This is a genomic window from Bacillus sp. AFS012607 (assembly GCF_002558005.1).
In the GTDB taxonomy this organism is placed as follows: domain Bacteria; phylum Bacillota; class Bacilli; order Bacillales; family Bacillaceae_G; genus Bacillus_A; species Bacillus_A thuringiensis_S.
Map to the genome: position 1 here is coordinate 225,926 of NZ_NTVM01000013.1, position 22,979 is coordinate 248,904.

Here is a 22,979-nt window from a genome sequence, read left to right on the forward strand (position 1 = left end):
CACCTCAAGTTATTTTAGTCGTAATAAGTTGGCCAGCTTCATTAATAGTAACTTTCCATTTCACTCCACTAGCTGTCTTCATGATTATGCCTTTACTTGCCTCTATTTCAATATCTCCAAACATTCTTCCACCAGTTGTAGCTAACCAAGCATTCCCATTTTCCATAGAAGACCTTGCAAAAATGCGATTAATTCGAAAACGCTTATGATCTTGAGAATAACCACTTAATGTAATTCTTACTTTATATAGTTGATTCGCCTTCATATTCGATATAATTGTATCGCCTACATTTAATGGAACATCCGATGCGATAACCCAATTTCCAGTTGCGCTTAATGCATATTCAATTTTAATTTTTTTCGCGCTTTCTCCCCATCCAAAATACATTCCAAAACAATTTAACATTTGTATTGGTTTTTTCGTAAAATCCAGTTCAATGACAACTGGATTACTATCTGGAACGTCAATATAGTTTACACTTTGTTCATCTATTAAATTAAAGCAATTTGCGAGATTTCCACCGTACGGTACTTTCCCACTTACTTGCTTAACAATATACTTTTGCTGAGCATTTACTAATATATCATCTTGATTGCCTATTAAGTGAGGTTTATTTAACGTAATCGGTAACTGAATTCGAAGAGATTCTTCATAGGTAGACTTACAAACATTGTATTGCCCTTTATCTACAATAGTTGTCGAAAGCAGATTTGAAAAAAGGTAGTTACGATGAGAATTAGAAGAAAATTCAATGACAATTTGTTCACTACTCATCCGGTACGTATCCCAAATCATACAATCAAATGTATTATACGCACCTGAGCAACGAATTACTTTTTTCGTTTGTTGTCTACATTGCACTTGAATATCATGAAACGTATTTCCTGAACTTTCATTTGGCAAATCACTATTTCCATCTACTTCAATCCCATACCCGCATCCATCAATAAATATAGATTGAAATACATTGGCGTTAATCCAGCAAGGTGTATTGATATCATTTATATATTCTGTCTTCAAATGTATTGCAGTTTGAAAGTTTTTAATTTGAATAAATTTAACTTGAAAGAAACTAATAAAATCCCATGCCTTTTGACAATAAAAATGTATAGCTTTTCCTTTATACGATGGGGTTGCATTTACTATATTTATATTTGATATAACCGATTGATTAGGTACTTCGATTTGTTGTGAACCAGAAACATAAATAACAGCAGATTGAAACAATGGATTTATAACTTGAATAGTACCACCAATTACCGAAGCGTTACTTTGTAGCTCAAATGCATTAAAATCCCCATCAATTTGCAGCGTTACGGTAGGATCTAACTCTAATCTTACATTTGATTTAATAACAATTGGCTTTACAATTTTGTACGTATTTACTCCTGTAATTCTTACCGTCGAAATTCGGTTAGCTACACAATAATCAATAGCTTGTTGAATTGCTAATGAACTATCATTTCCTGAGTTCGGAACTGCGCCAAAACAATTAATATGAACGCTACTTTCTGGCACACAACCTTCTTGGGAAGAAATATATTCTGACAAAATAAATTCACTCCTCATATTACCTTTTTCATATAATATGTGAGTTCTCTCTTAAAAGTTTCTATAATAAAAAAAACAAACGACCTACCCGGTCATTTGTTTAATTCATATATATTTTTCGTTTCTTCTATCATTTTAGTTAACGAGAAATACCTCACTGCTTTCTCTCGTGCTTCGAGTCTAATAGCATTTACCTTTTCTTCATTCCCTTGTAGTTCCTCCAGTGCACTTGCGAATTCCAATTCGCAATATTCAGATACCAAAACACCTGATTCTCCATCTATTACCGCTTCATGTATTCCGCCAACATCTATTGAAACAATTGGTGTCCCTGTAGCCATCGCTTCAATTACTACCATTGGAAATACTTCACGAAAAGATAATAAAAGTAAGGCATCCATTTTCCCTATAAACTCATGCGGTTCTGAAATATTTCCTAGCATCTTTACACTTTGTCGCAATCCATATTTTTCTATTTCTTTCATAATCGATTCTTTCTCTGGTCCATCACCAGCAATATAAAACAGAAAATCATGTCTCTTTTTCAACACATTTGCAATTTTGACAAATAGTTGATGGTTTTTCTCTTTGGATAATCTAGCTAATATCCCTATTTTATATGTAGATTCTTTCTTTTTCTGCTGGAATAAAAACTTTTCAATATCGACACCGTTATAAATTGTATTTATTTTTTCTTCTGCTACATGAATTGAGATTAAATTATTCTTTTCAAACTCACTTACTGTAATAATATTGTTCACATATTTATTCATGAAATAACGAAAAAGCGTTGGCATTTTCTTTTCTAATATCGTTACATTATGTTTCGTATAAACAATTTTTATCTTTTTTTTAATAAACTTTTGAAGTAGCAAAGCATATAATACCATTCGCAAACTATTTGCATGAATAAGTTCTATCTTTCGTTTACAAATTTCGTTTCGTAAATAATAAATATTTCTCAAATGATTCCATCGACTAAGTAATATAAAATTTTCTTTTCTAGTAAGAGATTCATATAGTTCTCCATTACCTGCAGCTGTATAAATCTCAAAATCCTCATAATGCAAATTACTTTCCAATTTACAGAAATAGCTCTCGGCTCCGCCAGTTATCAATTTATCTGTCATCAACAGTATATTCATAATTGCGTCTTCCCAACTACATTGATTTTATTTTTTTTATAAGCATGATAAGCATACTTACTAAAATAGTAAAAAATTTGCACCGAATTCAGTCGTTCTTGTTCCCTTAACAATTTCCAATACCGGAAAGCTGCTCTAATTTTATTTCTAGAAACAGAATTTGTAACAATTCTATATTTTGCTAATACTTGCTGTATCCCTTTTGCTTCATACCCTTCATGTAATAAGTTCAGCCATAACGCTGTATCTTCCGGCTGTATACTAGGCATTTCGACATACGGAATTTTTTCACGATCAATCATCACTGTTAAACACCCGATAATTGTATTCCCTGCTAAATAATGATAGTCAACAGATTTTGGTACACTCACTTCGCGATTTAGTTCATTACCATTTTCATCAATTAAACTATACGACGCATATGAAAAAGCAATATTCATTTCTTCCATAAATAATAATTGTGTCTTCAATTTATGCGGCAACCATATATCATCACTATCTAAAAAGGCAATGTACCTTCCTCTCGCCTCTTGAATCGCTAAATTCCGAGCTTTAGCAGCACCGACATTTTCTTTTAATGATAATAACCTAATTCGTGAGTCTCCTTCTATTATCTCTTTAATTTTTGCGGCAGATTGGTCGGTTGAACAGTCATCAACGATAATCATTTCCCAGTTTTCATACGATTGATTCTGTACAGATAAAATTGTCTCACCTATAAATCGTATACTATTATAAGAAGGTGTTATTACAGAAACATAAGGCGGCTCGTTATGTGCTGATAGACATTTTACCATCTATCTTTCTCCTTCCTTCATATATTGAAATATACTTCACAACAACTGCTAAAAATAAAAAGAACGCTTCGTTAATAATGAGTGACAATGACATCATCTGAAATAAAAATGCAATCATAGTCAATAGAAGGTATGGTTTTTCACGAAATAAAGTATGCTGCGCTAGCTTGAACATTAATATGAATAAAAACGCGCTATATAGAAGAAAACCAATTGTACCCGATTCAGACAAAATTTCTAAAAATGTATTGTGTACATATAATTTTTCATTAAATTGATACTCATAATAATTCGAAAAGTTAAAAGCACCGATTCCGATATATGGATTGGATAAATAATATTTAAAAGCAGCTTCCCATAATGTAAATCTACCACTTCCATTATCATGGGAAAAATCAGAGATTCGTTTATTTAATATGTCATCTAATTGGCCCCCCATTACACTATTCGATAAACTAAAAATAACTAAACTAAACAATACTAAGCTCATAATTATTTTTACTTTTTTAACGAAACTAGACATACATATATATACAAAAACGACAAGTACAAGAGCTAATATACCGCCCCTTGAAAAGGTTAATAGACTCGTCGTAACACATAAAATCAACCCTAATATATTGGTGATATTTTGTAAATTCGTCATATAGTACATAAAAAATATTGTATTATAGAAAATGAAAATATTAGGATCATCTAGCAATCCAATTAACCGTGGATATCCTCTATCAACTAATAACCCAGCAAAAATTTCTCTCTCTTCTCCACCGTATAAACCAAAGTATTGTAAACCGATTATATAGAGTATTAGACTTACAACATTAAATACTACTCCTACATAAGCAATAGATGATTCAAGTACCACTATTTCAGTATTCCCCAATAAATTCCTCATTATAAAATAGCATCCTAAAACGAGTAGCACGCCAAAAATCATACGAATACTAGCATTTAAATACATAGAAAGAATTCCACTTAAACAATAAATGAAATAAAACAGTAAAAATACAACTTCATGAAAATATAACTTTTGAATATGAAAGTCTTTAATTGTTAAACAAAAATATATGACTAAAAAAATCATATATACCTTCAATGAAAATCCAATATATAAATTGTATTTACTTAACATAACAAATAATATTAGAAGAATAATCCATCCCATCGATACTTTCATATTATTTCCCATAGGCTATATCCCCTGTTTCGTAATATAATCCTTTTTGCGTATTTTTCTTATAAAAGAAAGAAGAAGTTTTTTTAGCTCATAATCATATAGGAATATGGCAGCTACTACAATTAGTATATTAAGAACAAGCGCAATCAAATGATATGTATGCACTATATATTGCACTCCAATAAAGGTTACACCAAAATAAATTGTATACGGTATTACAATTTGGAATACAATTTTTTTCTTCACTACACTTACCGCTATATATCCCACTAAAGCGACGATTTCAAATAAAACCATAGCGTATGCCGCTCCTATCACTCCACCAATAATACTAAAGCTATAAAGCATAACCCCACCTATCACCAATGCTACACACTGCACAACAGTTCTTTTATTTTGACATCCACTCGTCGTTAAACCGTCAGCAATGGCAATATTTAAACTTTGTAGCACAATAAGAAATGATAATATTTGGAGTGGTTCTACTGCATTGCTCCATTCTTCATGAAAAAATATAGAAATAAAGTATGGTGCTAAATGATATAAACCGATCGTCATACATATTCCTACAATCGCCATTGATTTAATTTGAAGCAAATTTAATTTCGTATGCTCTTCTAAATTATTCTGGTTATAATGCTTAAAGAGCACTGGAAAAAATGCACCTGCAATTACCCCTGGTACTTGATATAAAGCTGCTGGCATCCGGTACGCCACTGCAAAAACACCTACCATATTTAATGGCAATGTATAGTTAAGCAAGATAGGCGCTAATTGTGGCGTACCCATTATTAAAAAACCGCTAATAATAAAAGGAGTTAATTGCCAAAATAACGCTTTATGAATTACGACTTTCATATTCATTTTCGTCTTTCTTCTCATGATATATATACTGAATAAACCGCCGATCATATACCCAAAAGCATATAAGCGAGCCGTTACATACACCGGTAACTCTCCGAAAATACAAAAACATGTAATTATAATAACAACCGATGATGATACAACTTTAATGAGCGCTATATACTTCATACGTTCCGTCAGTTGAAAATAGGCAATCCCTATGTTTTGCCAAGTTAATCCTATTAACATGAAAAACATTACGTTTATCATCATATAAATTAAATTTTTATCTACATACATATAATGAATAGAAATATAACCGATGATAGAAATAAAAATAAGTAGAATCATTCTTGTTTTTATATACGATGATAAAATCTTCTCTAAATCTGCTCCATCCTTTGCCCCTTCTCGAAGAAATGTATTACTAAGTCCTAAGTCTGTAAAAAATAACATAACAAACGTCACTGCTATGGCAACACTAAACATCCCATAATGTTGTGCGTTAAAAAAGTTTGCTAAAGCAATTAAACTGACAGCCTGAAGAAGGTTAGCTAAAATCGTGCTATAAAATAGATGGATAATATTATTTAGAATAGATCTACCCATACCAGTTCTCCTTTGCAAGTAACCTACTTACATATGTTGTTTGTTTACATATATATTTATCTTGCACCATTACCGTTCAATACAATTAAAACGGTCTTACATAAAATACGGATGTCCATCCGAATCGTTTTCATTTCAATATACTCCATGTCTAACCTCAACTTTTCCTTTGGATCAAGATTATACCCTCCATTTATTTGTGCCCATCCTGTTAAGCCTGGTTTTACCATTAAACGATCCTTAAATTCTGGAATATACGCATCAAATTCATTATAAAAAAACTCTCTCTCTGGTCTAGGACCTACAAAAGACATATCTCCTCTTAAAATATTTAAGAGTTGTGGTAATTCATCAATTCTCGTTTTTCTTATAAACAATCCAACTTTTGTAATTCTTTGATCATGTTCTTTTGCCCATTGTGGTCCGTTCATTTCAGCATCCTTTACCATCGACCTTAATTTAAATACATTAAACTTCTTCCCGTTTATACCTAAACGTTCTTGAAAGTAAATTGGAGCCCCTGATGTTTCTAAAGTAATCATAATACAAAAGAACAACATAATTGGTATCGTTAATAGTAACAATATGATTGAAAATATAATATCAAACAAGCGTTTTACACTTCGATTCAATATGCTAGGCTTTTCTTGAGCCGGAATCGTATACAACTTGGCTTGATTTGTTTCACGAATCATGGATCGTTACCCCCACATTCAAGAATATAAAATTATACCTATTAATTCACATTCTTTTCTCTTTATATCCGCTATTACTTTTTGCACTGTACGTAGTGAATCTTTTCGCTTTTTAACTGCTAAAACCACTCCATCGCACTTCCCTGCAATAATGTGCGTAGCAGGAAGGTCAAATACTTCAGAGGAATAAAAGAAAATGTAATCAAAATCTTCTTTCCACTTAGCAATCGCATTATCAAATTCATCCATAGCAATTAAGGGTGTCCCTGTGTGTACTGTTTTTTTTGCAGGAATACAATATAAGTATTTAGACAAATTACTAGAAAAAGATTCATAATTGCAGGGGGAAGAACTTATTATATCGTTTACTGTTATCATGTGATTACTTTGTAATAATACATGTAGTTTAGGGTCAGAAAAATTCACATCAATAAGTAACACCTTTTTCTTCATTTCCGCAAACACTAGCCCCATATTTACTATAAGCGAGGCAACAACACCTCTGTCCTTCGTTGAACTAACTGTGAACAGTTGTTTTCCAGATTTTTTCAGCTCGTGATATACCGTATAAAACTGCTCTTTCATCAGATCATCATGCATATTGAATGGCAGCTGTTTCTTTGTCCTAAACATCGACATGTTCACCTCGATATATAGATGATTGTTTATCAACCTCTGTAGGTTTCTTTTTTCTATTCGGTTTCATATTTATGTAACCAATAACAGAAACTGTAGTTATTTTCTCTAAATCCTGTTCCACGTATATACGTTCATCAAAATAATCTCGAAATACAGCTAAACCTATACCAACAAAAAAACTAACAATTAAAGAAATAGGAATGATTAGTTGAAATTTCGGAAACAATTTTTCGGCCTGTTCCTGTAACTCAGGATCAGTTAATACTTTCACTCCTTGTACATTTGTGTACTGTTGAAAGCTTTTTTGTGATTGCTCTGCCAATGTCTTTACTATGTCTTTCACGACTTTCGGATTGGAATCTTTTACTGTAACAGTTACAATTTGTGAGTTGTCCGTATTTACCACCGAGATTTTTTGTGCTAATTCATAACTTGATTGCTCTAATTTCAAAGTTTTTTTAACTGTTGAAATAATTAATGGGCTTTTTAAAATATCGACATACGATGTTACTAGTTGCTTATTTTCTTGTGTTTTATTTGTTGAATTTTCCTTATTAAACTCATCTAAATTCCCAACAAGAATTTGCGTTGAATATTGATATGACGGCTTTAAAACATACATAGAGATAAGAACTAAAGAAGCGGTTAAACAACACATCGTTAAAATAATCGTTACGAATCTTCTTTTCAATAATTGTTGAAAATCTTTTATACTCATTTCTTGCTTCAATTATTTCACCGCCCTTTTCTGAATAACATCCTGCAAGTCACTCTTTACAGATAACCCTTTCTCCTTTCTATCCACTTGTTTTGTTACATACTTTCCGACTCTCAATGCAAATTTTTCTACATATATATACGAAAGCATTGCAAATATAAACGAAAAAACAAGTGAAAAAATTAAAATAATAGGCAACGGTAATATTTTATGGAGCATGTATATAAGGGAAAATAACGATATAATATGATATAAATAAAGACTGTAAGAAATCTTCCCCAAATATAATAAGTATTTATTACGTAGTAAGGACGACAAAGTTGATATTGACAAGCTTAATATGACAAATAGACATGCGCTTATCGCCACTACATAGTCTCGAAATATAAAATTATTGAGCACTTTCATTTCTCCAATAAGCCCTTCATACATAAAAAGTAAAATCGCAAATAAAAACCATGCAATTTTCGTGTTTTTAGTACAATTACTATAAAAAACTATTAAATTATTTTTATACTTCGCAACTAGTGCTCCTAGTAAAAATAGCACCGTATAATGCAAAGTTAATGCATAGCTTGTTAATGTTAAGCCCGAACGAAACAAAAATAATATGATGACAGAACATATACTAAAACTAAACAATAATAGTAATGAACCCCTTAACGTTTTTCGTAAGCAAATCATCAAAATTAACGGGAAAATTATTGATATTCGCATTTCATGGACAAGCGACCAAATCACACCGTTATATGCATCTGTATTATATTTCCCAACCAATAAAATATGTTGTGCGATTAAGCTTGAAGAACTTTCAATCGTCCATGAGCGATTAAACCATTCACTTAAATAAGAAATACCATATTCACTAATTGTAGTCTGGCATATAATCGCTATAATTATTGCCACAATATAAGGAATATATATTCTGCATATACGTTTTAAAAGGTATGACCCATAGCTACTATAGTTTTTTTGAATAGATTCATACAAAACAAATCCGCTCAAAACAAAAAAGATAATAACAGATTCGTTACCACTACTAAAAATTAGACGAGCAGGTGTTTCTTTTAATAGATACACAACAAATGGTTTATTATCTTCATAACTGTAATTTTGAAATGCTGAAAAAATCATTAAATGATGACCAATCATTACTACTAATGAAGAAATCCCTCTTATAGAGTCCAATTCTTCGTATCTCTTCATCTTTTTACATCAACTCCTAATGAAATGATACTAATCATTTCAAAGCGACATCTTTATTCATATTCCTCTCCTTTCTTTTCATTCCAATTTTTCATATTAAAATGATTTTATAGTATAAATTTGAGTGTATTGTAACATTTTTTGTAATATTATGAATAGTAAATCTCAAAAATTGGTATATACCAATTTCAACCTCGAAAAATGAGTAATATTGATAGAAAAACACTATAAAAATATCTTGCATATTTACAAAATTAAAGAGATGAATAGCGTTTTTTCAATATAAAATAAAAAAGATAGCCTATATAGGCTATCTTTTTTATTTTATTTAATTACTGGCACCACTATATGCTACATGTCGTTTCTCAATTCTTTCTTCAATTTCTTTCATATTTTCTTTATTATTTAATAGTGATTGTTTATTTTCAATTAATAATTGTTTAAAAGATTTTCTCACTTTTTTTCTCATTTTCATTGTCCTCCTTGGGGGATGGTTTATATAAAAGATAAAGAATTATCTGTGTGTCCTTATAATAATTGATTGTTGTGAATTCTATTTGAACTTCATATGAAAATTCCGTTTATTTTCTGACAACTTTGTGAACACGAAAAAAAGACTCTCTAAAACTATGTTGAAATTAATTCACTTCATTATAAAAATTACTATTTCCATCAACTTTTATCATTATATCTTGTCGAAACATTTATATATTTAAAATTGATTTCGACATAATTTTATTTACTATAATACTGTTTATAAAAACAAAAAGAAGGTGTTGCATAAGTCAAAGTTCGACTTATGCAACATCCCTCTTTCTAAACTATTTATAGCATATTTATTAATATTTCAGGTCTTCCCCAATTCATTTCTTCACAAACAAATTTAAGTTTTTCTTCATCCATTGTGTGTAGTCCCTCTTCTAGTGCACATGAAATTGGAACTTCACAGTGAATTTGTGCTAATTGCAACGAAATATTTAAGTTCTCTAAATCACTTTCAATCTTCGTACGCTGCGCTTTCGTTAATGATTCTACATTTTCTAGTACAGCGGATACTGTTCCGTGCTCTTGAATAAGCTTATACGCTGTTTTTTCACCGATACCTTTTACACCTGGATAATTATCACTTGTATCTCCCATGAAAGCTTTTGCATGGACGATTTGCCACGGCTCTACACCTTTTTCTTCCATGATTTTCTCCGGTGTGTAATATTCGTAATTTCCAATTCCTTTACGCAGAAGCATAACTGTAACGTTCTTATCAACAAGTTGAAGTAAATCTGTATCACCAGTTAAAATATAAACTTCAGCTTCATTGCAATATTGTTTTGCAAGCGTACCGATACAATCATCGGCTTCGTAGCCTTTCATACCGATAACTGGAATGGATAATTTCGCAGTCATTTCTTGCACTAAATCAAATTGAGGAATTAATTCTTCTGGTGGCGCTGCACGATTTGCTTTATAATTCGAGAACGATTCTGTTCTAAATGTCGTACTTCCCATATCCCAGCATGTAACGATATGTGTTGGTTCGATCGCTTGCGTAGCTGTTAACAAGTGTTTCATATAACCATGAATCCCGTTCGTAGGGGTTCCATCTTGTCGTTTCATAAATTGTCCGTAGACACTTGTTGCGTAAAAAGCACGAAATAATAGTGCCATACCATCAACTAATAATACTTTTTTCATAATTCCTCTCCTATTAAAAAAATAATAACCTCACGTTATCACGTAAGGTTATATAAATAGATTACCATTCTACGTTTTTGCTCAACTTTGTCTATTATACATGGTTTTTGTATATTTAGCACCATTCACACATTAAGACATCCTACTACAACAAGTATGCAATATGCCTGAATACGTATTTTTTCCAGTAGAAACAACGACAGCCTTTGCATTTCCACTAACAATATGCGAACCTTTAAAACATACATTTTCAAGCTCAAGTGGATTATAATCTTTCATCCGTTTTAATGGAATAAATCGTTTACGTTCAAGGTGATAGCAGCTTTCAAACTTCTCTATACTCGCTTCGTTTCCCGTTAACACAGACTCATTTACTAATAAATCATCTGCATAAATAATACGTACATCAGCTGGCACAGCATCTCCAGCCGAAAGAAAAATCATATCTCCAGGTACAAGTTCTTGCACTGGTATCTCCATCATTTTCAGTTCACTATTTAGCCCTGTACTACTAGAACATTCTACTCTAGATACAGTAATCGTTTCACGTTGTAACTCATCACACACACGTTGTTTTGAAAAACCTGGGATCATGCCACCAAGCTTCATCATTACTTCTGCAAGAAGTGCTCTTTTTGAAGTTAGTTCATTTCGGCCATATACTTGAATACGTTTTTGTGCCTCTTTCATTGATAGTCCGTCTCTTGTTGTTTTAAAATATGCAAATACAGATTTTACATCTCTTGTTGCAATTTCAATTAATAAATCTTTATTTTTTTGAAGCATTGTTTGTTCTTTTATTGATTTTTTACTTAGTTTATATGACGTGTTACCCACAGTTTTGTTTGCATATAACATATTATCGTCTCCTCCTTTACAACATAGGAAGAAACGCTTTGTTTCTCAATTTATCCACTTTACTGTGAAAGTGTCTAGCGCTTTATAAACGCTACATTGTGATAAATATAGAGGGAGGAACAAATCGTTTCCTGCCTACATCATATATTTTTGATTTGAAGTATATGGGTAACGGAACCGAGTCAGAATTTGACATGCTCCTCACCTCCTCGTTTAATTTTATAGTTTATACTATGAAATTACTCATAGCTTGGTAACAAAAAAGACCCCTACCCTTAAGAGAGTAGTGGCCATTACATACACAAATAAACGATTTCTAATATAATTAGAAATCTACGGACCTCTCCCTCACCGAGTTTTAGCACTGTATAGCATAGGTACATTACCAGCTACGTTAAGAAAAACCTTAATTCGATCATTCCTGTTGACCCATTGGCGTCTCTCGACATTTTTGGGCAGTAGCATTTCTCTATACAGGAGCCTCACCTAACAGAGACTTATTTTCATTACATTGAAAATGTTACTCTTATTTAAAATAGATGTCAACCGTAGCCTACAATTTTTTCAAAAGGTATGGCAAACTAACATATATAAAGTGAAACTTTAATCAGTGGGGTTTTGTTCATCCCCCACTGATTATTAGCCCTCACCAATCGGGCTGCCCGGCAAATAGCGGAATAAAATAAAAAACTTTACGTTTAAACGTAAAGTTTTTAATAAGTTATACAGCCAGCAATTACAATCCCAATTGAAAGCGATAAAAACATAAGAAAAAGACCGACTGCTTGATTATCTTCTTCAAGACTTTTGTTTATATTAAAGCGTGGTGTAAGCCACTCAGCTAAATAAAAAACGATAATTTGAGCCAAAATCCCAACTGCTCCCCACGAAATCATATCAAGAAGTGAAATTGAATTAGCTGCTGTCGAATATAAAACAATAGCTAACCCAAGTAATCGTCCTCCAAGCACATAGCTTACCGCCTTATTCCCTTGAGCCATTAACTTAAATTCCTTAACTTTCGTTGTCACTTCCATCAAGAACAGACCAATACATAAAAGTCCGAGTGTTACTGCTAAATATGATAAAAAATTAATCATTTTTCCCCCTCCTTTTTATACCTACCGGTAAATAGTACGATTCATTTCCTGTAATCTTTTCTCCCGCGCGAATACCGATACTACTTGCTTTTCCAGCAATTAAAAAAGAACCAAACACATACGACAGTTTCTCCATCCCTTTTTCTGTTTCCAAGGATACGACTGGAAGTTCTATATACTTTTGAAATATCGGCAGTGAAGTTTTATACGTTTGATGTGCATTTTGAAGCATAATATTTTCATCCTTATCGCGAATCGTAATTGTATCTCCTTCTCTACCAAATGAAGGTTTTTGAACGAAAGAACCTTTTCCTAAAAATAAATCTGGTTCTAAATATGTAGGTAACATATATTCTTTAATCCACTGTTGTTCCTCGTTTGTATAAAAGACTTCTTCTTCTGCTAACCCCCAAATAAGACACTGAATTGATTTTGGCTGAAGTAAAAATGCTGACAAAGGATTTATTATAAAAAGCTTTCCGGCTTTTACAAGTTGCAGCAGTTCCACACCTACCAAATCTCCTGTTTCAGGATCTTGATCCTCAATTAAATCTTCTATCGGATATGTTTGACGATATAAAACATCAATCTTCGCCCCATCTTTATCAACTAGAGCACCTTTCGTAATTCTAAGTTCTGACATTGGCACTACTTTATTTTCAACATGGCATAACTGACTTAAATACATAGTCGTATTCCAATCCTCAATATGTTCATGATGTGCTGTAAAAACAACATTTGGATTGTCTAATCCCTTTGTCGCTTCCATTACAGCTTTCGTAACACCAGAAGATAGTAATCGTTCTTGATCCGAGTTTGGATCATCATAACCTAGGTTTTCACAAACTTTTCCATTCATTTGAAAGCATTCCATAATAAAAGTTGGTGTATCACTATTAAACTCAAGCATTTTAATTTGGTTATCAACCGTTATAACGAAATCAAATCGTGAAATAACAGATTCAGGATATAATCCTTTCATTCTAATGAATGATAAGCTCGCAGGAGGAAAACCAAGCTCAAGAATCTGTTCGTCACTTAAATTTCGCAAAAGTCTAGCAGTCTTAAAAAATATTTTACCCATTCGTTCAGTCGCTAAGTGTAATTGTTCCAAAGTCTGATTTGTTATAGAAAAAACATGAAACAAACTATATTCACATTCATATAAATCCGACCAAAAATTCGGATATTTTAAATAAAAATCTTTTCGATCCCTTATGTATTGCGACATATTTTAGCCCCCAAATCCTCCCTTTGAACCGCTTCCAATTCCACCTTTAAATTCAGCAGACGATTGATACGATTTAAACGCCGATGAATTTTTAAAAGTGGATTTATTTTGATAATATCGCCCACCATAGAAATAATGCCCACGATAACCTGAACTACTATCATCACACTGCCATACCCCAAGTTCATCATCCCAATCCCAATCAGAACAACTATTATCATTCGGTTTTGGGGGAAGATCTTGTGCGCAACCAAATAAAGTGCCAGTCATTAAAGACGTTACGACACCACCTACTAGCCATTTCGTTTTTGTCACCTTCGCACTCCCCTTTTTAAATTCTATTCCTATTATATAGGATGGCATGATAAAGTAGAAGAAAAAGGAAGAAGAGGGATGAAATGCGCTTAGAATATCGACTTAATGATGAAACGAAAGGGTATCCTGCTTTATGGAACTACGCCAATATTTCTAATTCTGAAATCATCGCACGCATGACTTGTGAATATTTTATTAAAGAGAAAAATACTTATGTTGTTACTGCAACTTCGGTTGATCCAGACGGAACAGCAGTTATTTATATTCAAAAAGAAGTTTTCGCCAATGACCCTTCAGACCCTACATACTCCCACATCGGTTTTGAAATTAGAGAACTAAGTGAAACGAGTTCAAGCTTAGTAGATAGTCAAGATGTATGGAACTACGAAGAAATTTTACCATCTCTTCATTCAGATATTATATATATTCAGCGAGACGGCATGTCTATGGAATTCTCCTTGGATTCAAGAGAGATTGATGAAGACAGAAAGTGCTACATTTATTACGGAAACTTCACAGGTGAATCAAGATAATATTGATATATCTATGCAACAAAAAAACCTTACGTATAAAACGTAAGGTTTTTATATAGCCCCACATATGCCGTTCTCTCTAGATGTCCATAAACCTGCTCTCACAGGTGGATGCTCTCACAAATGTTTGTAACTTCCTTCTTAAAAAGATGGCATGTTAGCTACATTTAAATATTGAACTTCCATATTAAACTTATTGGTTTAAGACATGCATAAGCTACGTACACCGTAGGAATTTTATATAAGGTTAGTTGAAATAAGACCCCCGCACGTGCCGCTCCTCGTAAATGTCCAAAAACCCGCTACTCGCAGGTGGATGCCCTCACAGTTACCGTACATCTTCCTCCACAAGGAAGGCTTGATGATGGTCGCTAAATATTGAGCTTCCGTATAACTAACATCGGTTTTAGACATAAATAAGTTACGTACACCGCAGGATGTATTATTTACTTGTCGTTATATTATCACATTGTTTCCAATGTGTAAAATACAAAGTTTTTCGAGCAATCTCTTGCTTGTGACCTTATTTTAATACAAATTATTTTTGCATGCAAGTGATTAATCTTCTTCTTTTGCAATTTGATTTTCTGGATAAGAAATCCAATCACTCCAGCTACCCGCATACAATTTAACATTTTGGAATCCAGCCAATTTTAACGCAATGATATTTGGACATGCCGTAACACCAGAACCACAATATACAATGGTTTCCTTATCTTTCGACAGATTTTGGAATCGTCCTTGTTGCTCAGCTTCATTCTTAAATTGTCCTGATTGCAACATTCCATCCTTCCAAAAATAGTTTGCTGCTGTCGGAATATGTCCTGCTTTATGATCGACAAGTTCCTCTACACCAGCATAACGTTTTGGCTCTCTTGAATCAATTAACGTAACATCTGCACCTGCCTGGATATTCTCTCTTACTGTTTCCATCGATACAAGCATATGATCTTGTATGTTTGTTTTGAATGTTTTTCGTATAACAACAGGAATTTCCGTTGTTGTCGGTAGTCCATTCTCTTTCCAAACCGGGAAACCACCATCTAATATATATACTTTCTCATGTCCTACATAGTTACATAACCACCATAAACGAGCAGCATTTGCACCAGCTTGACTGTCATACGCAATTACTGTCGTATGTTCATCAATACCAACCTCCGAAAGCTTGTCCGCAAACTCTTCAATGCTTGGCAACGGGTGGCGGCCACCATGCTCTACTATAGGACTTGATAAATCTAAATTCAAATCAAAATATAAAGCATGAGGAATATGTTCTTCTTCATACTTTTCTCTACCCCAATTAGGATTCGCTAAATCAAAACGACAATCGATTACACGGACGTTCTCATCTTCTATATGCTCACGTAACCATTCGACTGTAACTATCATCTTTAACGACCTTCTTTCTCTTGTAAACGACTTACATACTCCATAACCATTTCTTCTGTAACATATTTACGCTGCAAGGTAACACCATTTTTTGCAAGATCATTAATTTGCTTTGTTACAACATTAATGACATCAACCGAAAATTCTTTCCCATTTGACGCAAGAGATACGGCTGCTTCAATAGCTGCTTCACGCTGCGCATCTAATTGTAAACATGCTTTTACACTTTCATTTTGTTTACGAGAATGTGCTGTAATTGCTTTATGTACTTCCATCTTCTCTTCCCCCTAAATAAGTTATACGTTCTAATTCAATTCCATTGCAAGCCGAATCATATCACGGCATACAATGCCATTTTCAATAATCTCTTCTTCATAATGCTTTGAAAAGTAATCAAAATCAATAGAAAAAATACGAAATCCACATTTTTGATATAAAGCAAGTTGTGAAACACTAGAATTACCTGTACCAATTTCCAGTTTTGACATACCATATCCTTTAGCAGTTTCTACAGCATGACTTACTAGCTTCTTTCCAATCCCTTTTCCTTGCACATGCTCTGCAACCGCAATATTCATGATTTCCATCGTCTTTGGCCTTGTTTCTAAAAGAACATATACACCGATAACGCTACCCTCTTGCTTTGCTACGTATGTTAATCCTCTTTGTACATATGTAGCTATTTGCCGTTCACTTGGATCAGCAAGTAGCAATAAAGACTTCGGTATAGCTTCTTCTTTCGAAATATACTCTATTACTACACCCATAAAAATTCCCCTTTCTCTATTGTTCTAAACCCTTCTTGTCTACCATAAGTAATAGAAAGGAGGGGTTCATCATGGACAACAATGAGAAAAAATGCAACGTCATCTCTATTGATGGAAAGAAGAAGAAAAGCGACACGTATTCCTACCCAAAATTAGTAGTAGAAAACAAAACATATGAATTTTCTTCATTCGTCTTATGCGGTGAAACACCAGATGGCAGACGACTCGTTCTTACTCATATGATTTCTACCGATGAATTTGCTGGATTTGTCAAATCTTTAGATACTGTACTGCAAAAGAAAATTGAACGAATCTTTTTCTCATAACGACTATATAACATAAATTTCTTTTTCAATCTCTACTAACTGCTTTTGCAATTGTTCTTTACTTTGTTCATATAGAGATACATCGATCGTTTCAGCCAATGCAAACAATATACTTTCATAATAGTTCATCACATCTTGTTGCATCACTTTTTGGAATAAGTTCCACTTCATATCCCATTCTTGCTTATAATGATGAACAAATAAATCTTTTTCATCGGCTACATAGTTTGATACGAGCGGTTCTAATACAGATTTAGCGTCTTCTTGCATAAAAGCTTTGTCATTCTTTTCAAAAAAGCTTTTCTCATTTTTAAAATGTGCCAGTGCTTTTTTGAAATCTTTTATTTCAACTGAAGGGAACGGTTCTTTATGTGTAATATCTTTATATTCATACTCCACTGTTCCATTCATAGAAATTGATTGATTTTCTACTTTACAGTTCACTACAATTTCGTCCTTTGCACGCTTCATCGCTTCGTCTATCCATTTTTCAAGACGTAATGATGTCGCACGCATTTCTTGTAATAAATCATGCTGAATAAATGCTACTAATTCCATAACACACTGTTGCAATTGTGTTTTCACATTTCCATCCGTTCGAAGTGACGCCGGATTAATAAATTCAGTAAACACATCGTTATAGCGTAGGAATAGACGCTGTTGCACGTAATAAAGCAACTCTTTCACTTCATTTTGCATCGCCTGTTCTTCAGCAAGTACACTATATGATGAAATGATATGAAGTAGTTGACCACGCTCTGCTTCATATTTTTTCGTTTGCTTCTCTTTCTCTTCATTCCCCTGCTTTGCACCATTTATCATGTTTACTAAAAGCTGATCTGCCCCTTGCAACGCACCATATAGAGCATGCACAGAAACAAGCATTAAATCTCTCATCATAAAGGACGTAAATGATTCCTCAAACTTAGTAATTCCAGAGTTTTGTAAAATACCATACTTCTCTTTTTCAACATTCTTTCCTTGTTTCTCTTCAAGCGCACATAAACTTGAAATTGCAAATAAACGCGGATTTCTAATACCGTATTGCAGTAGCTGATCTGCGATATAACCTTTTACCATTTCAAGTTCTTCTTCAGACTCTGCTAAATCCGCCGCATTAATTAAGAAGAACATTTTATCAAGGGCAAAGGTATCCTTTACACGACCAAGCTGAATTAAAAATTCACGATCAGCACGAGAGAATACATGGTTATAATATGTTACAAATAAAATAGCATCTGCGTTTTTAATATACTGGAATGCAACATCCGTATGGCGAGCATTAATAGAATCCGCTCCAGGTGTGTCTACAAGCGCTACTCCCTGCCTTGTTAAAGCACAATCATAATAAAGCTCCATATACTCAACGAAGCATGATTTTTCTTCGTTCGCTACATAATCAGAGAACTCTTCTAATGTAACTTGTACTTGTTCTCCTAAATAAGTAGAAACTGCATCATACCCTTTTTGTACCGCTCGTAAAAAGCTAAATGTTGTTTTTTGCTTCCCAGTTGGTGAAGGATATTTCATAACTTTATCAATTTGTGCTAACGCCTCATCTAACGTAGTAATCTCATAATGAAACAGCTTATAAACAGCTTTCATATCTTCTAATAAAGCTTGCTTTGATTTGAATTGAACCATTACTGTTCCGTGTGGTTTTTCCTCTGTAACCGGCAAAATTTGATTAATCGTTGCCGTCGTCGGATTTGGTGATACAGGAAGTACCTTCTCACCTAGTAAGGCATTGGCAAATGATGATTTCCCAGCACTAAAAGCTCCGAATAACGCTACTGTAAATTGTTTCGTTTCCACACGACGCCTTTTTTCTATTACCTCTTGCTGTACATGTTTCAGCGCTGGCAATGGCTCTAATATCATTTCAGCTTTCTTCACTTTCTCTAATATACGCTGAATATTTAAAACTGCTGTTCCTTTTATCTCTTCTTCATGAGCCGCCCCGTTATCATTTACAATCTCCTGCTCTTGTAGTGTAAATTTCTCACTAACAATTTGTTTTTCACGTTGCAATATCTCCTCTATTTGCAATCCTTCTGGTGTAGCAACACGCTCGCGCCAAATATTTTGTAAATAACTTTCATATGTCTCTAAATTGTTACTGTATTGTAATTCCGTCTCTTTTGCCGTTTGCAACATCGTATATTTTTCAATCTCTTGTTCCATACGAGCAACTGCTTCCTTCACCTTTTGCTTTAAAACGACTGCACTTTTATCAAAAATTTGCTGAGCTTTTGTAAAATAACGTTTCTTCAGTTCATTCGCTACATCCGCTGTATAAAGAAGTAAGTAATCACCTGTGAAACCTGCACCTTGTTTAATGACTTCAGCTAACATTTCTGGTCCAAAAGCAATTTCTAAAGCATATATGTCTTTCCCAATTTCCTCCGTGAACAATCCTTCTTCTTTTAAGAAGGCCACAATAAATTCTTTCACATGAAAATCAAGTTGCGTTTCAACAGTCTTTTGAAGGGCAGAATAAAACGCCTCTACACGTCTTTGTTTTTCTTGCTCCGTCTTTCCTTTTGCAAATAGCAAACCAACTTTAAACTTTGTTAATTTCGTTTCTAAATATGCATTTGCCAATTCTCTCATTTCAAATGGCATTAAATACGCGTTATCTAATATAGCTTGTAAACCTTTTATAAATTCGTTTCTCACATGAGATTCTTTACTAGCCTCGCGATGTTTAATTTCCGTTAGCTCTTCTTTCTTTTCAACTATTTCTGAAATCGAAAGCGGTGATGCTAACTCTTCCTCATATGTCAAAAGAGCTTTTTCATTTTCAGAAAGAATAAACGAGAAATGTTCCCCCATTAAATATTCTGTTTCTCGCTCCATTCCATCTCTTACATACTGCTCTTTTTCTTTCATAATAGATGTAATTAATGTTTCTAAGCTTCCAATTTCATTTTGTGGATGGTTCATCATTCTTAATGACGTATAATAAACTCCATCTACTTCAATATCCCAGTTAGAGAACGATTGTTTTACACTATCTTTATAATCCTCAAACGATAATTCATTTTCTTTATGTTTATCTATTTGATTTACAACGAGATAAACCGTTTTATTACGTTGTTTCAATTCTTTAACAAATTGTAAATTCACTTCCGATTGGACGTGATTATAATCCATCATATAAAAAATTACGTCTGCTAGATGCAGCGTTGATTCTGTCGCTAATTGATGGGCATCATCTGTTGAATCAATCCCTGGTGTATCAACTAACATAACACCCTCAGGAATTGGCGCATCATTCCGATAAATATGAACACCAATTACCTCATCACCGTCTTTACAAATTTGTTTTAATTCTTCCGCTGAATATGCACCATCATATTCGTACTGTTCTCCAGATTTAATCGTTACAACAACACGATCAAATCCCTTTTCAATTTTAACGACGTTAGCGCTTGTCGGAATTGGACTTGTTGGTAACAACTGTGCTTTATATAGATGATTCATCATCGTTGATTTCCCTGCAGAGAAGTGACCGCAGAACGCTATCATAAGCTGTTCTTGTTTATATTTTTGAATCACCTCAAACAACTTTAAACTATTCTCTGCATCGCCGTGTTTTTGCCACTCTTCATAAAAACAAACAAGTTTTCTCATACCGTTTGTCTGTACTATGTTTGTCATCCCCTTGTTCCCCTTTATCCAAGATGTATATACTTTTCCCTGCTATTTGCGAGCTCATAACCAGTGAGAGTTACACCTACCCATTGATTACAGTTTCACTTTACTATCATACTAAATTTTCAGCATATTCTCATTAAAAATAAAAAATCCCTTTCATTCTTTTTACAAATGAAAGGGATTTTATGTCATATCACTCATTTTGCTGTTCCTACTCCATTTAAAACATACTTTGTAATAACTGCATATACAACGACTGTACCTGCTACTAATGCATATACCATACTTACGCACCAACCTTTTTTGATAATGATTATCACTTTTGAATACAGTTTATCATTAAAGAGAATCATTATCAACACTTTTCATAAAGAAAGCCCCTTATAGGAAGGAGCTTTACTGCCTGTTTTGAAGAAGGTTAAAACTTGTTGTGCACTCTTATTATATCTCATAATACGCATCTTAACAGTTTTAAAAATTGGAAATTACCTATATACCCTCTTCTTTACATTTTGTATAATAAAAGGGAATTACTTAACAAGGAGGAAAATAATGACACAAAACATTTCACAAGGCGAGAGGATACATTCCATCGATATTATTAGAGGAATAGCTGTATTAGGTATTTTTCTTGTTAACTGGCCAATTATTGCCGGGGTTGACTCACGTGATATTACAGGAATTTACGAAGGGATAGACAGCTATATTCGCCTATTTTACGATATGTTTATTCAAACGAAATTTTATACAATTTTTTCGTTTTTATTCGGATTAGGTTTTTATATTTTTATGAATCGTGCTGAGGCGAAGACCGATCGTCCAAAAACTTTGTTTGTTCGCCGCTTACTTATCTTATTATTATTTGGGTTCTTACATTACGTTCTTTTATGGGACGGTGACATTTTACATACTTATGCAATTACCGGGTTTTTCTTATTTTTATTTTACAAAAGAAAGACACGTACTATTTTAATATGGTCAATTGTACTATTAAGTTTCATGCAATTGTTCACATTATTAGGTTCTCTTGTCATGTTATTAGTGCCGGTAGATGAACTAGGCCTTTCCATAGCCATTATGCCGTTAGAAAACTGGGGCTTACAAATTACAGACAGATTCTATTCTTTCTATTCTGAAGCAATAAGTAACAGTCTTATTATGCTTCCTGAAACACTAGGATTGTTTTTACTCGGATTATATGCCGGTAAAAAAGACATTTTCCGCCGTGCTAAGGAATTAGATCCAAAACTTAAAAAATGGCAAATCATTATGTTCATTTTAACATTACCGATGTGGTTTATTATGGTTTACTTCTTTATGAACAATCAACCATACACACCATTTTCACTTATGGGTATTACGATGATAAGCGGAAAGACATTGTTCATCTTCTACATTGTCACGTTAATGCGTTTATTACAAAAAGAAAAATGGCAAACAGTATTACGTCCATTCCAATACGTTGGACGAATGGCGTTAACGAATTACATCTCACATACAATTGTTACATTACTTGTATTTGGGCTACTATTCAAAAATGATTATCTTGCTCCATTATGGGTTGGACCACTATTCTGCGTCGGTTTCTACACGTTACAAATCTTTATTAGCCGCTGGTGGCTTTCACATTACCAATACGGGCCACTTGAGTACATTTGGCGTCTTGGTACTTACGGGAAAATGATGCCACTTAAAAAGAAAAGCAAGGTCTCATAACGAGACCT

23 protein-coding genes, 2 other RNA genes and 1 riboswitch are annotated in these 22,979 nt (G+C 33.4%); of the genes, 3 read left to right on the forward strand and 22 right to left on the reverse strand.

The genetic code is table 11. The annotated features are described in order from the left end of the window. Positions 1–4: 4 nt before the first annotated feature. The 15 genes from CN409_RS17795 to CN409_RS17865 form a co-directional block, all read right to left on the reverse strand. A complete protein-coding gene (locus CN409_RS17795) occupies positions 5–1,552 on the reverse strand; it encodes a glycoside hydrolase family protein (protein ID WP_000006070.1) in 1,548 nt (515 codons plus the stop codon). Positions 1,553–1,644: 92 nt separating this feature from the next. Then, positions 1,645–2,697: a glycosyltransferase family 4 protein gene (locus CN409_RS17800; RefSeq protein ID WP_001023692.1), complete on the reverse strand. Its 1,053-nt coding sequence runs from the start codon at positions 2,695–2,697 to the stop codon at positions 1,645–1,647. After that, complete coding sequence (locus CN409_RS17805) at positions 2,694–3,494, reverse strand: glycosyltransferase family 2 protein (protein WP_000237677.1); 801 nt, start codon at positions 3,492–3,494, stop codon at positions 2,694–2,696. Before CN409_RS17805 ends, CN409_RS17800 begins: the two co-directional genes overlap by 4 nt. Continuing rightward, on the reverse strand, positions 3,469–4,683 hold the full coding sequence (locus CN409_RS17810; RefSeq protein ID WP_000527867.1) for an O-antigen ligase family protein: 1,215 nt from the start codon (positions 4,681–4,683) through the stop codon (positions 3,469–3,471). Before CN409_RS17810 ends, CN409_RS17805 begins: the two co-directional genes overlap by 26 nt. 3 nt (positions 4,684–4,686) lie before the next feature. Continuing rightward, complete coding sequence (locus CN409_RS17815; RefSeq protein ID WP_141527713.1) at positions 4,687–6,123, reverse strand: oligosaccharide flippase family protein; 1,437 nt, start codon at positions 6,121–6,123, stop codon at positions 4,687–4,689. 56 nt (positions 6,124–6,179) lie between these two features. Further along, on the reverse strand, positions 6,180–6,818 hold the full coding sequence (locus tag CN409_RS17820) for a sugar transferase (protein WP_000617647.1): 639 nt from the start codon (positions 6,816–6,818) through the stop codon (positions 6,180–6,182). 18 nt (positions 6,819–6,836) lie between these two features. Further along, entirely contained in the window at positions 6,837–7,457 is a 621-nt protein-coding gene (locus tag CN409_RS17825; protein ID WP_041488115.1) for a CpsD/CapB family tyrosine-protein kinase, read from the reverse strand. After that, the gene (locus tag CN409_RS17830; RefSeq protein ID WP_000807060.1) at positions 7,444–8,187 is read right to left on the reverse strand and encodes a YveK family protein; all 744 of its coding nucleotides are present in this window, start codon (positions 8,185–8,187) and stop codon (positions 7,444–7,446) included. The genes CN409_RS17825 and CN409_RS17830 overlap by 14 nt, the downstream gene beginning before the upstream one ends. Next, on the reverse strand, positions 8,188–9,381 hold the full coding sequence (locus tag CN409_RS17835) for an acyltransferase family protein (protein ID WP_000833052.1): 1,194 nt from the start codon (positions 9,379–9,381) through the stop codon (positions 8,188–8,190). It abuts the gene before it with no gap. A gap of 328 nt (positions 9,382–9,709) precedes the next feature. Continuing rightward, positions 9,710–9,850: an FbpB family small basic protein gene (locus tag CN409_RS17840; protein WP_001228048.1), complete on the reverse strand. Its 141-nt coding sequence runs from the start codon at positions 9,848–9,850 to the stop codon at positions 9,710–9,712. A gap of 356 nt (positions 9,851–10,206) precedes the next feature. Further along, the gene (locus tag CN409_RS17845; RefSeq protein WP_000757068.1) at positions 10,207–11,073 is read right to left on the reverse strand and encodes a 5'-3' exonuclease; all 867 of its coding nucleotides are present in this window, start codon (positions 11,071–11,073) and stop codon (positions 10,207–10,209) included. A 132-nt stretch (positions 11,074–11,205) separates the two neighbouring features. After that, positions 11,206–11,931, reverse strand: coding sequence for a P-type ATPase actuator domain-containing protein (locus CN409_RS17850; protein ID WP_000964950.1), 726 nt, complete (start codon positions 11,929–11,931; stop codon positions 11,206–11,208). A gap of 335 nt (positions 11,932–12,266) precedes the next feature. After that, positions 12,267–12,432: riboswitch (M-box (ykoK) riboswitch) on the reverse strand. A 212-nt stretch (positions 12,433–12,644) separates the two neighbouring features. Next, positions 12,645–13,031 carry a DUF350 domain-containing protein gene (locus CN409_RS17855; RefSeq protein ID WP_000606873.1) on the reverse strand — a complete coding sequence of 129 codons (387 nt, stop codon included), beginning with the start codon at positions 13,029–13,031 and terminating at the stop codon, positions 12,645–12,647. Next, the gene (locus CN409_RS17860; RefSeq protein ID WP_000084926.1) at positions 13,024–14,262 is read right to left on the reverse strand and encodes a glutathionylspermidine synthase family protein; all 1,239 of its coding nucleotides are present in this window, start codon (positions 14,260–14,262) and stop codon (positions 13,024–13,026) included. The genes CN409_RS17855 and CN409_RS17860 overlap by 8 nt, the downstream gene beginning before the upstream one ends. Before the next feature lie 3 nt (positions 14,263–14,265). Continuing rightward, on the reverse strand, positions 14,266–14,577 hold the full coding sequence (locus CN409_RS17865; RefSeq protein ID WP_000169030.1) for a hypothetical protein: 312 nt from the start codon (positions 14,575–14,577) through the stop codon (positions 14,266–14,268). An 83-nt stretch (positions 14,578–14,660) separates the two neighbouring features. On the opposite strand from CN409_RS17865, the gene CN409_RS17870 reads away from it, so the two are divergent. Beyond that, a complete protein-coding gene (locus CN409_RS17870) occupies positions 14,661–15,110 on the forward strand; it encodes a hypothetical protein (RefSeq protein ID WP_001235522.1) in 450 nt (149 codons plus the stop codon). A gap of 54 nt (positions 15,111–15,164) precedes the next feature. Here the strand turns inward: CN409_RS17870 and ssrS (CN409_RS17875) are convergent. The 5 genes from ssrS (CN409_RS17875) to CN409_RS17895 all read right to left on the reverse strand — a co-directional run bounded on the left by ssrS (CN409_RS17875) (position 15,165) and on the right by CN409_RS17895 (position 17,269). Further along, positions 15,165–15,348, reverse strand: a non-coding RNA gene (ssrS, locus tag CN409_RS17875) — 6S RNA. Between the two features lie 21 nt (positions 15,349–15,369). Further along, positions 15,370–15,552: non-coding RNA, 6S RNA (gene ssrS, locus CN409_RS17880), on the reverse strand. Between the two features lie 116 nt (positions 15,553–15,668). Next, complete coding sequence (locus CN409_RS17885; protein ID WP_000637581.1) at positions 15,669–16,502, reverse strand: sulfurtransferase; 834 nt, start codon at positions 16,500–16,502, stop codon at positions 15,669–15,671. Between the two features lie 2 nt (positions 16,503–16,504). Then, the gene (locus tag CN409_RS17890; RefSeq protein WP_000451820.1) at positions 16,505–16,777 is read right to left on the reverse strand and encodes a YpbS family protein; all 273 of its coding nucleotides are present in this window, start codon (positions 16,775–16,777) and stop codon (positions 16,505–16,507) included. Positions 16,778–16,807: 30 nt separating this feature from the next. Further along, the gene (locus CN409_RS17895; protein ID WP_000539328.1) at positions 16,808–17,269 is read right to left on the reverse strand and encodes a GNAT family N-acetyltransferase; all 462 of its coding nucleotides are present in this window, start codon (positions 17,267–17,269) and stop codon (positions 16,808–16,810) included. Between the two features lie 71 nt (positions 17,270–17,340). Here CN409_RS17895 and CN409_RS17900 point away from each other — a divergent pair, with 71 nt between their 5' ends. Beyond that, on the forward strand, positions 17,341–17,595 hold the full coding sequence (locus CN409_RS17900) for a DUF3931 domain-containing protein (RefSeq protein ID WP_000369740.1): 255 nt from the start codon (positions 17,341–17,343) through the stop codon (positions 17,593–17,595). Positions 17,596–17,598: 3 nt separating this feature from the next. Here the strand turns inward: CN409_RS17900 and CN409_RS17905 are convergent, their stop codons facing one another. After that, positions 17,599–21,258 carry a dynamin family protein gene (locus CN409_RS17905; protein ID WP_081143527.1) on the reverse strand — a complete coding sequence of 1,220 codons (3,660 nt, stop codon included), beginning with the start codon at positions 21,256–21,258 and terminating at the stop codon, positions 17,599–17,601. A 194-nt stretch (positions 21,259–21,452) separates the two neighbouring features. Continuing rightward, entirely contained in the window at positions 21,453–21,617 is a 165-nt protein-coding gene (locus CN409_RS31900; protein ID WP_153587184.1) for a hypothetical protein, read from the reverse strand. 190 nt (positions 21,618–21,807) lie between these two features. On the opposite strand from CN409_RS31900, the gene CN409_RS17915 reads away from it, so the two are divergent. After that, positions 21,808–22,971: a DUF418 domain-containing protein gene (locus tag CN409_RS17915; protein WP_000193087.1), complete on the forward strand. Its 1,164-nt coding sequence runs from the start codon at positions 21,808–21,810 to the stop codon at positions 22,969–22,971. Positions 22,972–22,979: the final 8 nt, after the last annotated feature.

Bases quoted from the DNA above. Each gene is read 5' to 3' on its own strand.
- CN409_RS17800 (WP_001023692.1), bottom strand. From the start codon at position 2,697: ATGAATATACTGTTGATGACAGATAAATTGATAACTGGCGGAGCCGAG.
- CN409_RS17805 (WP_000237677.1), bottom strand. From the start codon at position 3,494: ATGGTAAAATGTCTATCAGCACATAACGAGCCGCCTTATGTTTCTGTA.
- CN409_RS17810 (WP_000527867.1), bottom strand. From the start codon at position 4,683: ATGGGAAATAATATGAAAGTATCGATGGGATGGATTATTCTTCTAATA.
- CN409_RS17815 (WP_141527713.1), bottom strand. From the start codon at position 6,123: ATGGGTAGATCTATTCTAAATAATATTATCCATCTATTTTATAGCACG.
- CN409_RS17820 (WP_000617647.1), bottom strand. From the start codon at position 6,818: ATGATTCGTGAAACAAATCAAGCCAAGTTGTATACGATTCCGGCTCAA.
- CN409_RS17825 (WP_041488115.1), bottom strand. From the start codon at position 7,457: ATGTCGATGTTTAGGACAAAGAAACAGCTGCCATTCAATATGCATGAT.
- CN409_RS17835 (WP_000833052.1), bottom strand. From the start codon at position 9,381: ATGAAGAGATACGAAGAATTGGACTCTATAAGAGGGATTTCTTCATTA.
- CN409_RS17840 (WP_001228048.1), bottom strand. From the start codon at position 9,850: ATGAGAAAAAAAGTGAGAAAATCTTTTAAACAATTATTAATTGAAAAT.
- CN409_RS17845 (WP_000757068.1), bottom strand. From the start codon at position 11,073: ATGAAAAAAGTATTATTAGTTGATGGTATGGCACTATTATTTCGTGCT.
- CN409_RS17850 (WP_000964950.1), bottom strand. From the start codon at position 11,931: ATGTTATATGCAAACAAAACTGTGGGTAACACGTCATATAAACTAAGT.
- CN409_RS17855 (WP_000606873.1), bottom strand. From the start codon at position 13,031: ATGATTAATTTTTTATCATATTTAGCAGTAACACTCGGACTTTTATGT.
- CN409_RS17860 (WP_000084926.1), bottom strand. From the start codon at position 14,262: ATGTCGCAATACATAAGGGATCGAAAAGATTTTTATTTAAAATATCCG.
- CN409_RS17870 (WP_001235522.1), top strand. From the start codon at position 14,661: ATGCGCTTAGAATATCGACTTAATGATGAAACGAAAGGGTATCCTGCT.
- CN409_RS17885 (WP_000637581.1), bottom strand. From the start codon at position 16,502: ATGATAGTTACAGTCGAATGGTTACGTGAGCATATAGAAGATGAGAAC.
- CN409_RS17890 (WP_000451820.1), bottom strand. From the start codon at position 16,777: ATGGAAGTACATAAAGCAATTACAGCACATTCTCGTAAACAAAATGAA.
- CN409_RS17895 (WP_000539328.1), bottom strand. From the start codon at position 17,269: ATGGGTGTAGTAATAGAGTATATTTCGAAAGAAGAAGCTATACCGAAG.
- CN409_RS17900 (WP_000369740.1), top strand. From the start codon at position 17,341: ATGGACAACAATGAGAAAAAATGCAACGTCATCTCTATTGATGGAAAG.
- CN409_RS17905 (WP_081143527.1), bottom strand. From the start codon at position 21,258: ATGACAAACATAGTACAGACAAACGGTATGAGAAAACTTGTTTGTTTT.
- CN409_RS17915 (WP_000193087.1), top strand. From the start codon at position 21,808: ATGACACAAAACATTTCACAAGGCGAGAGGATACATTCCATCGATATT.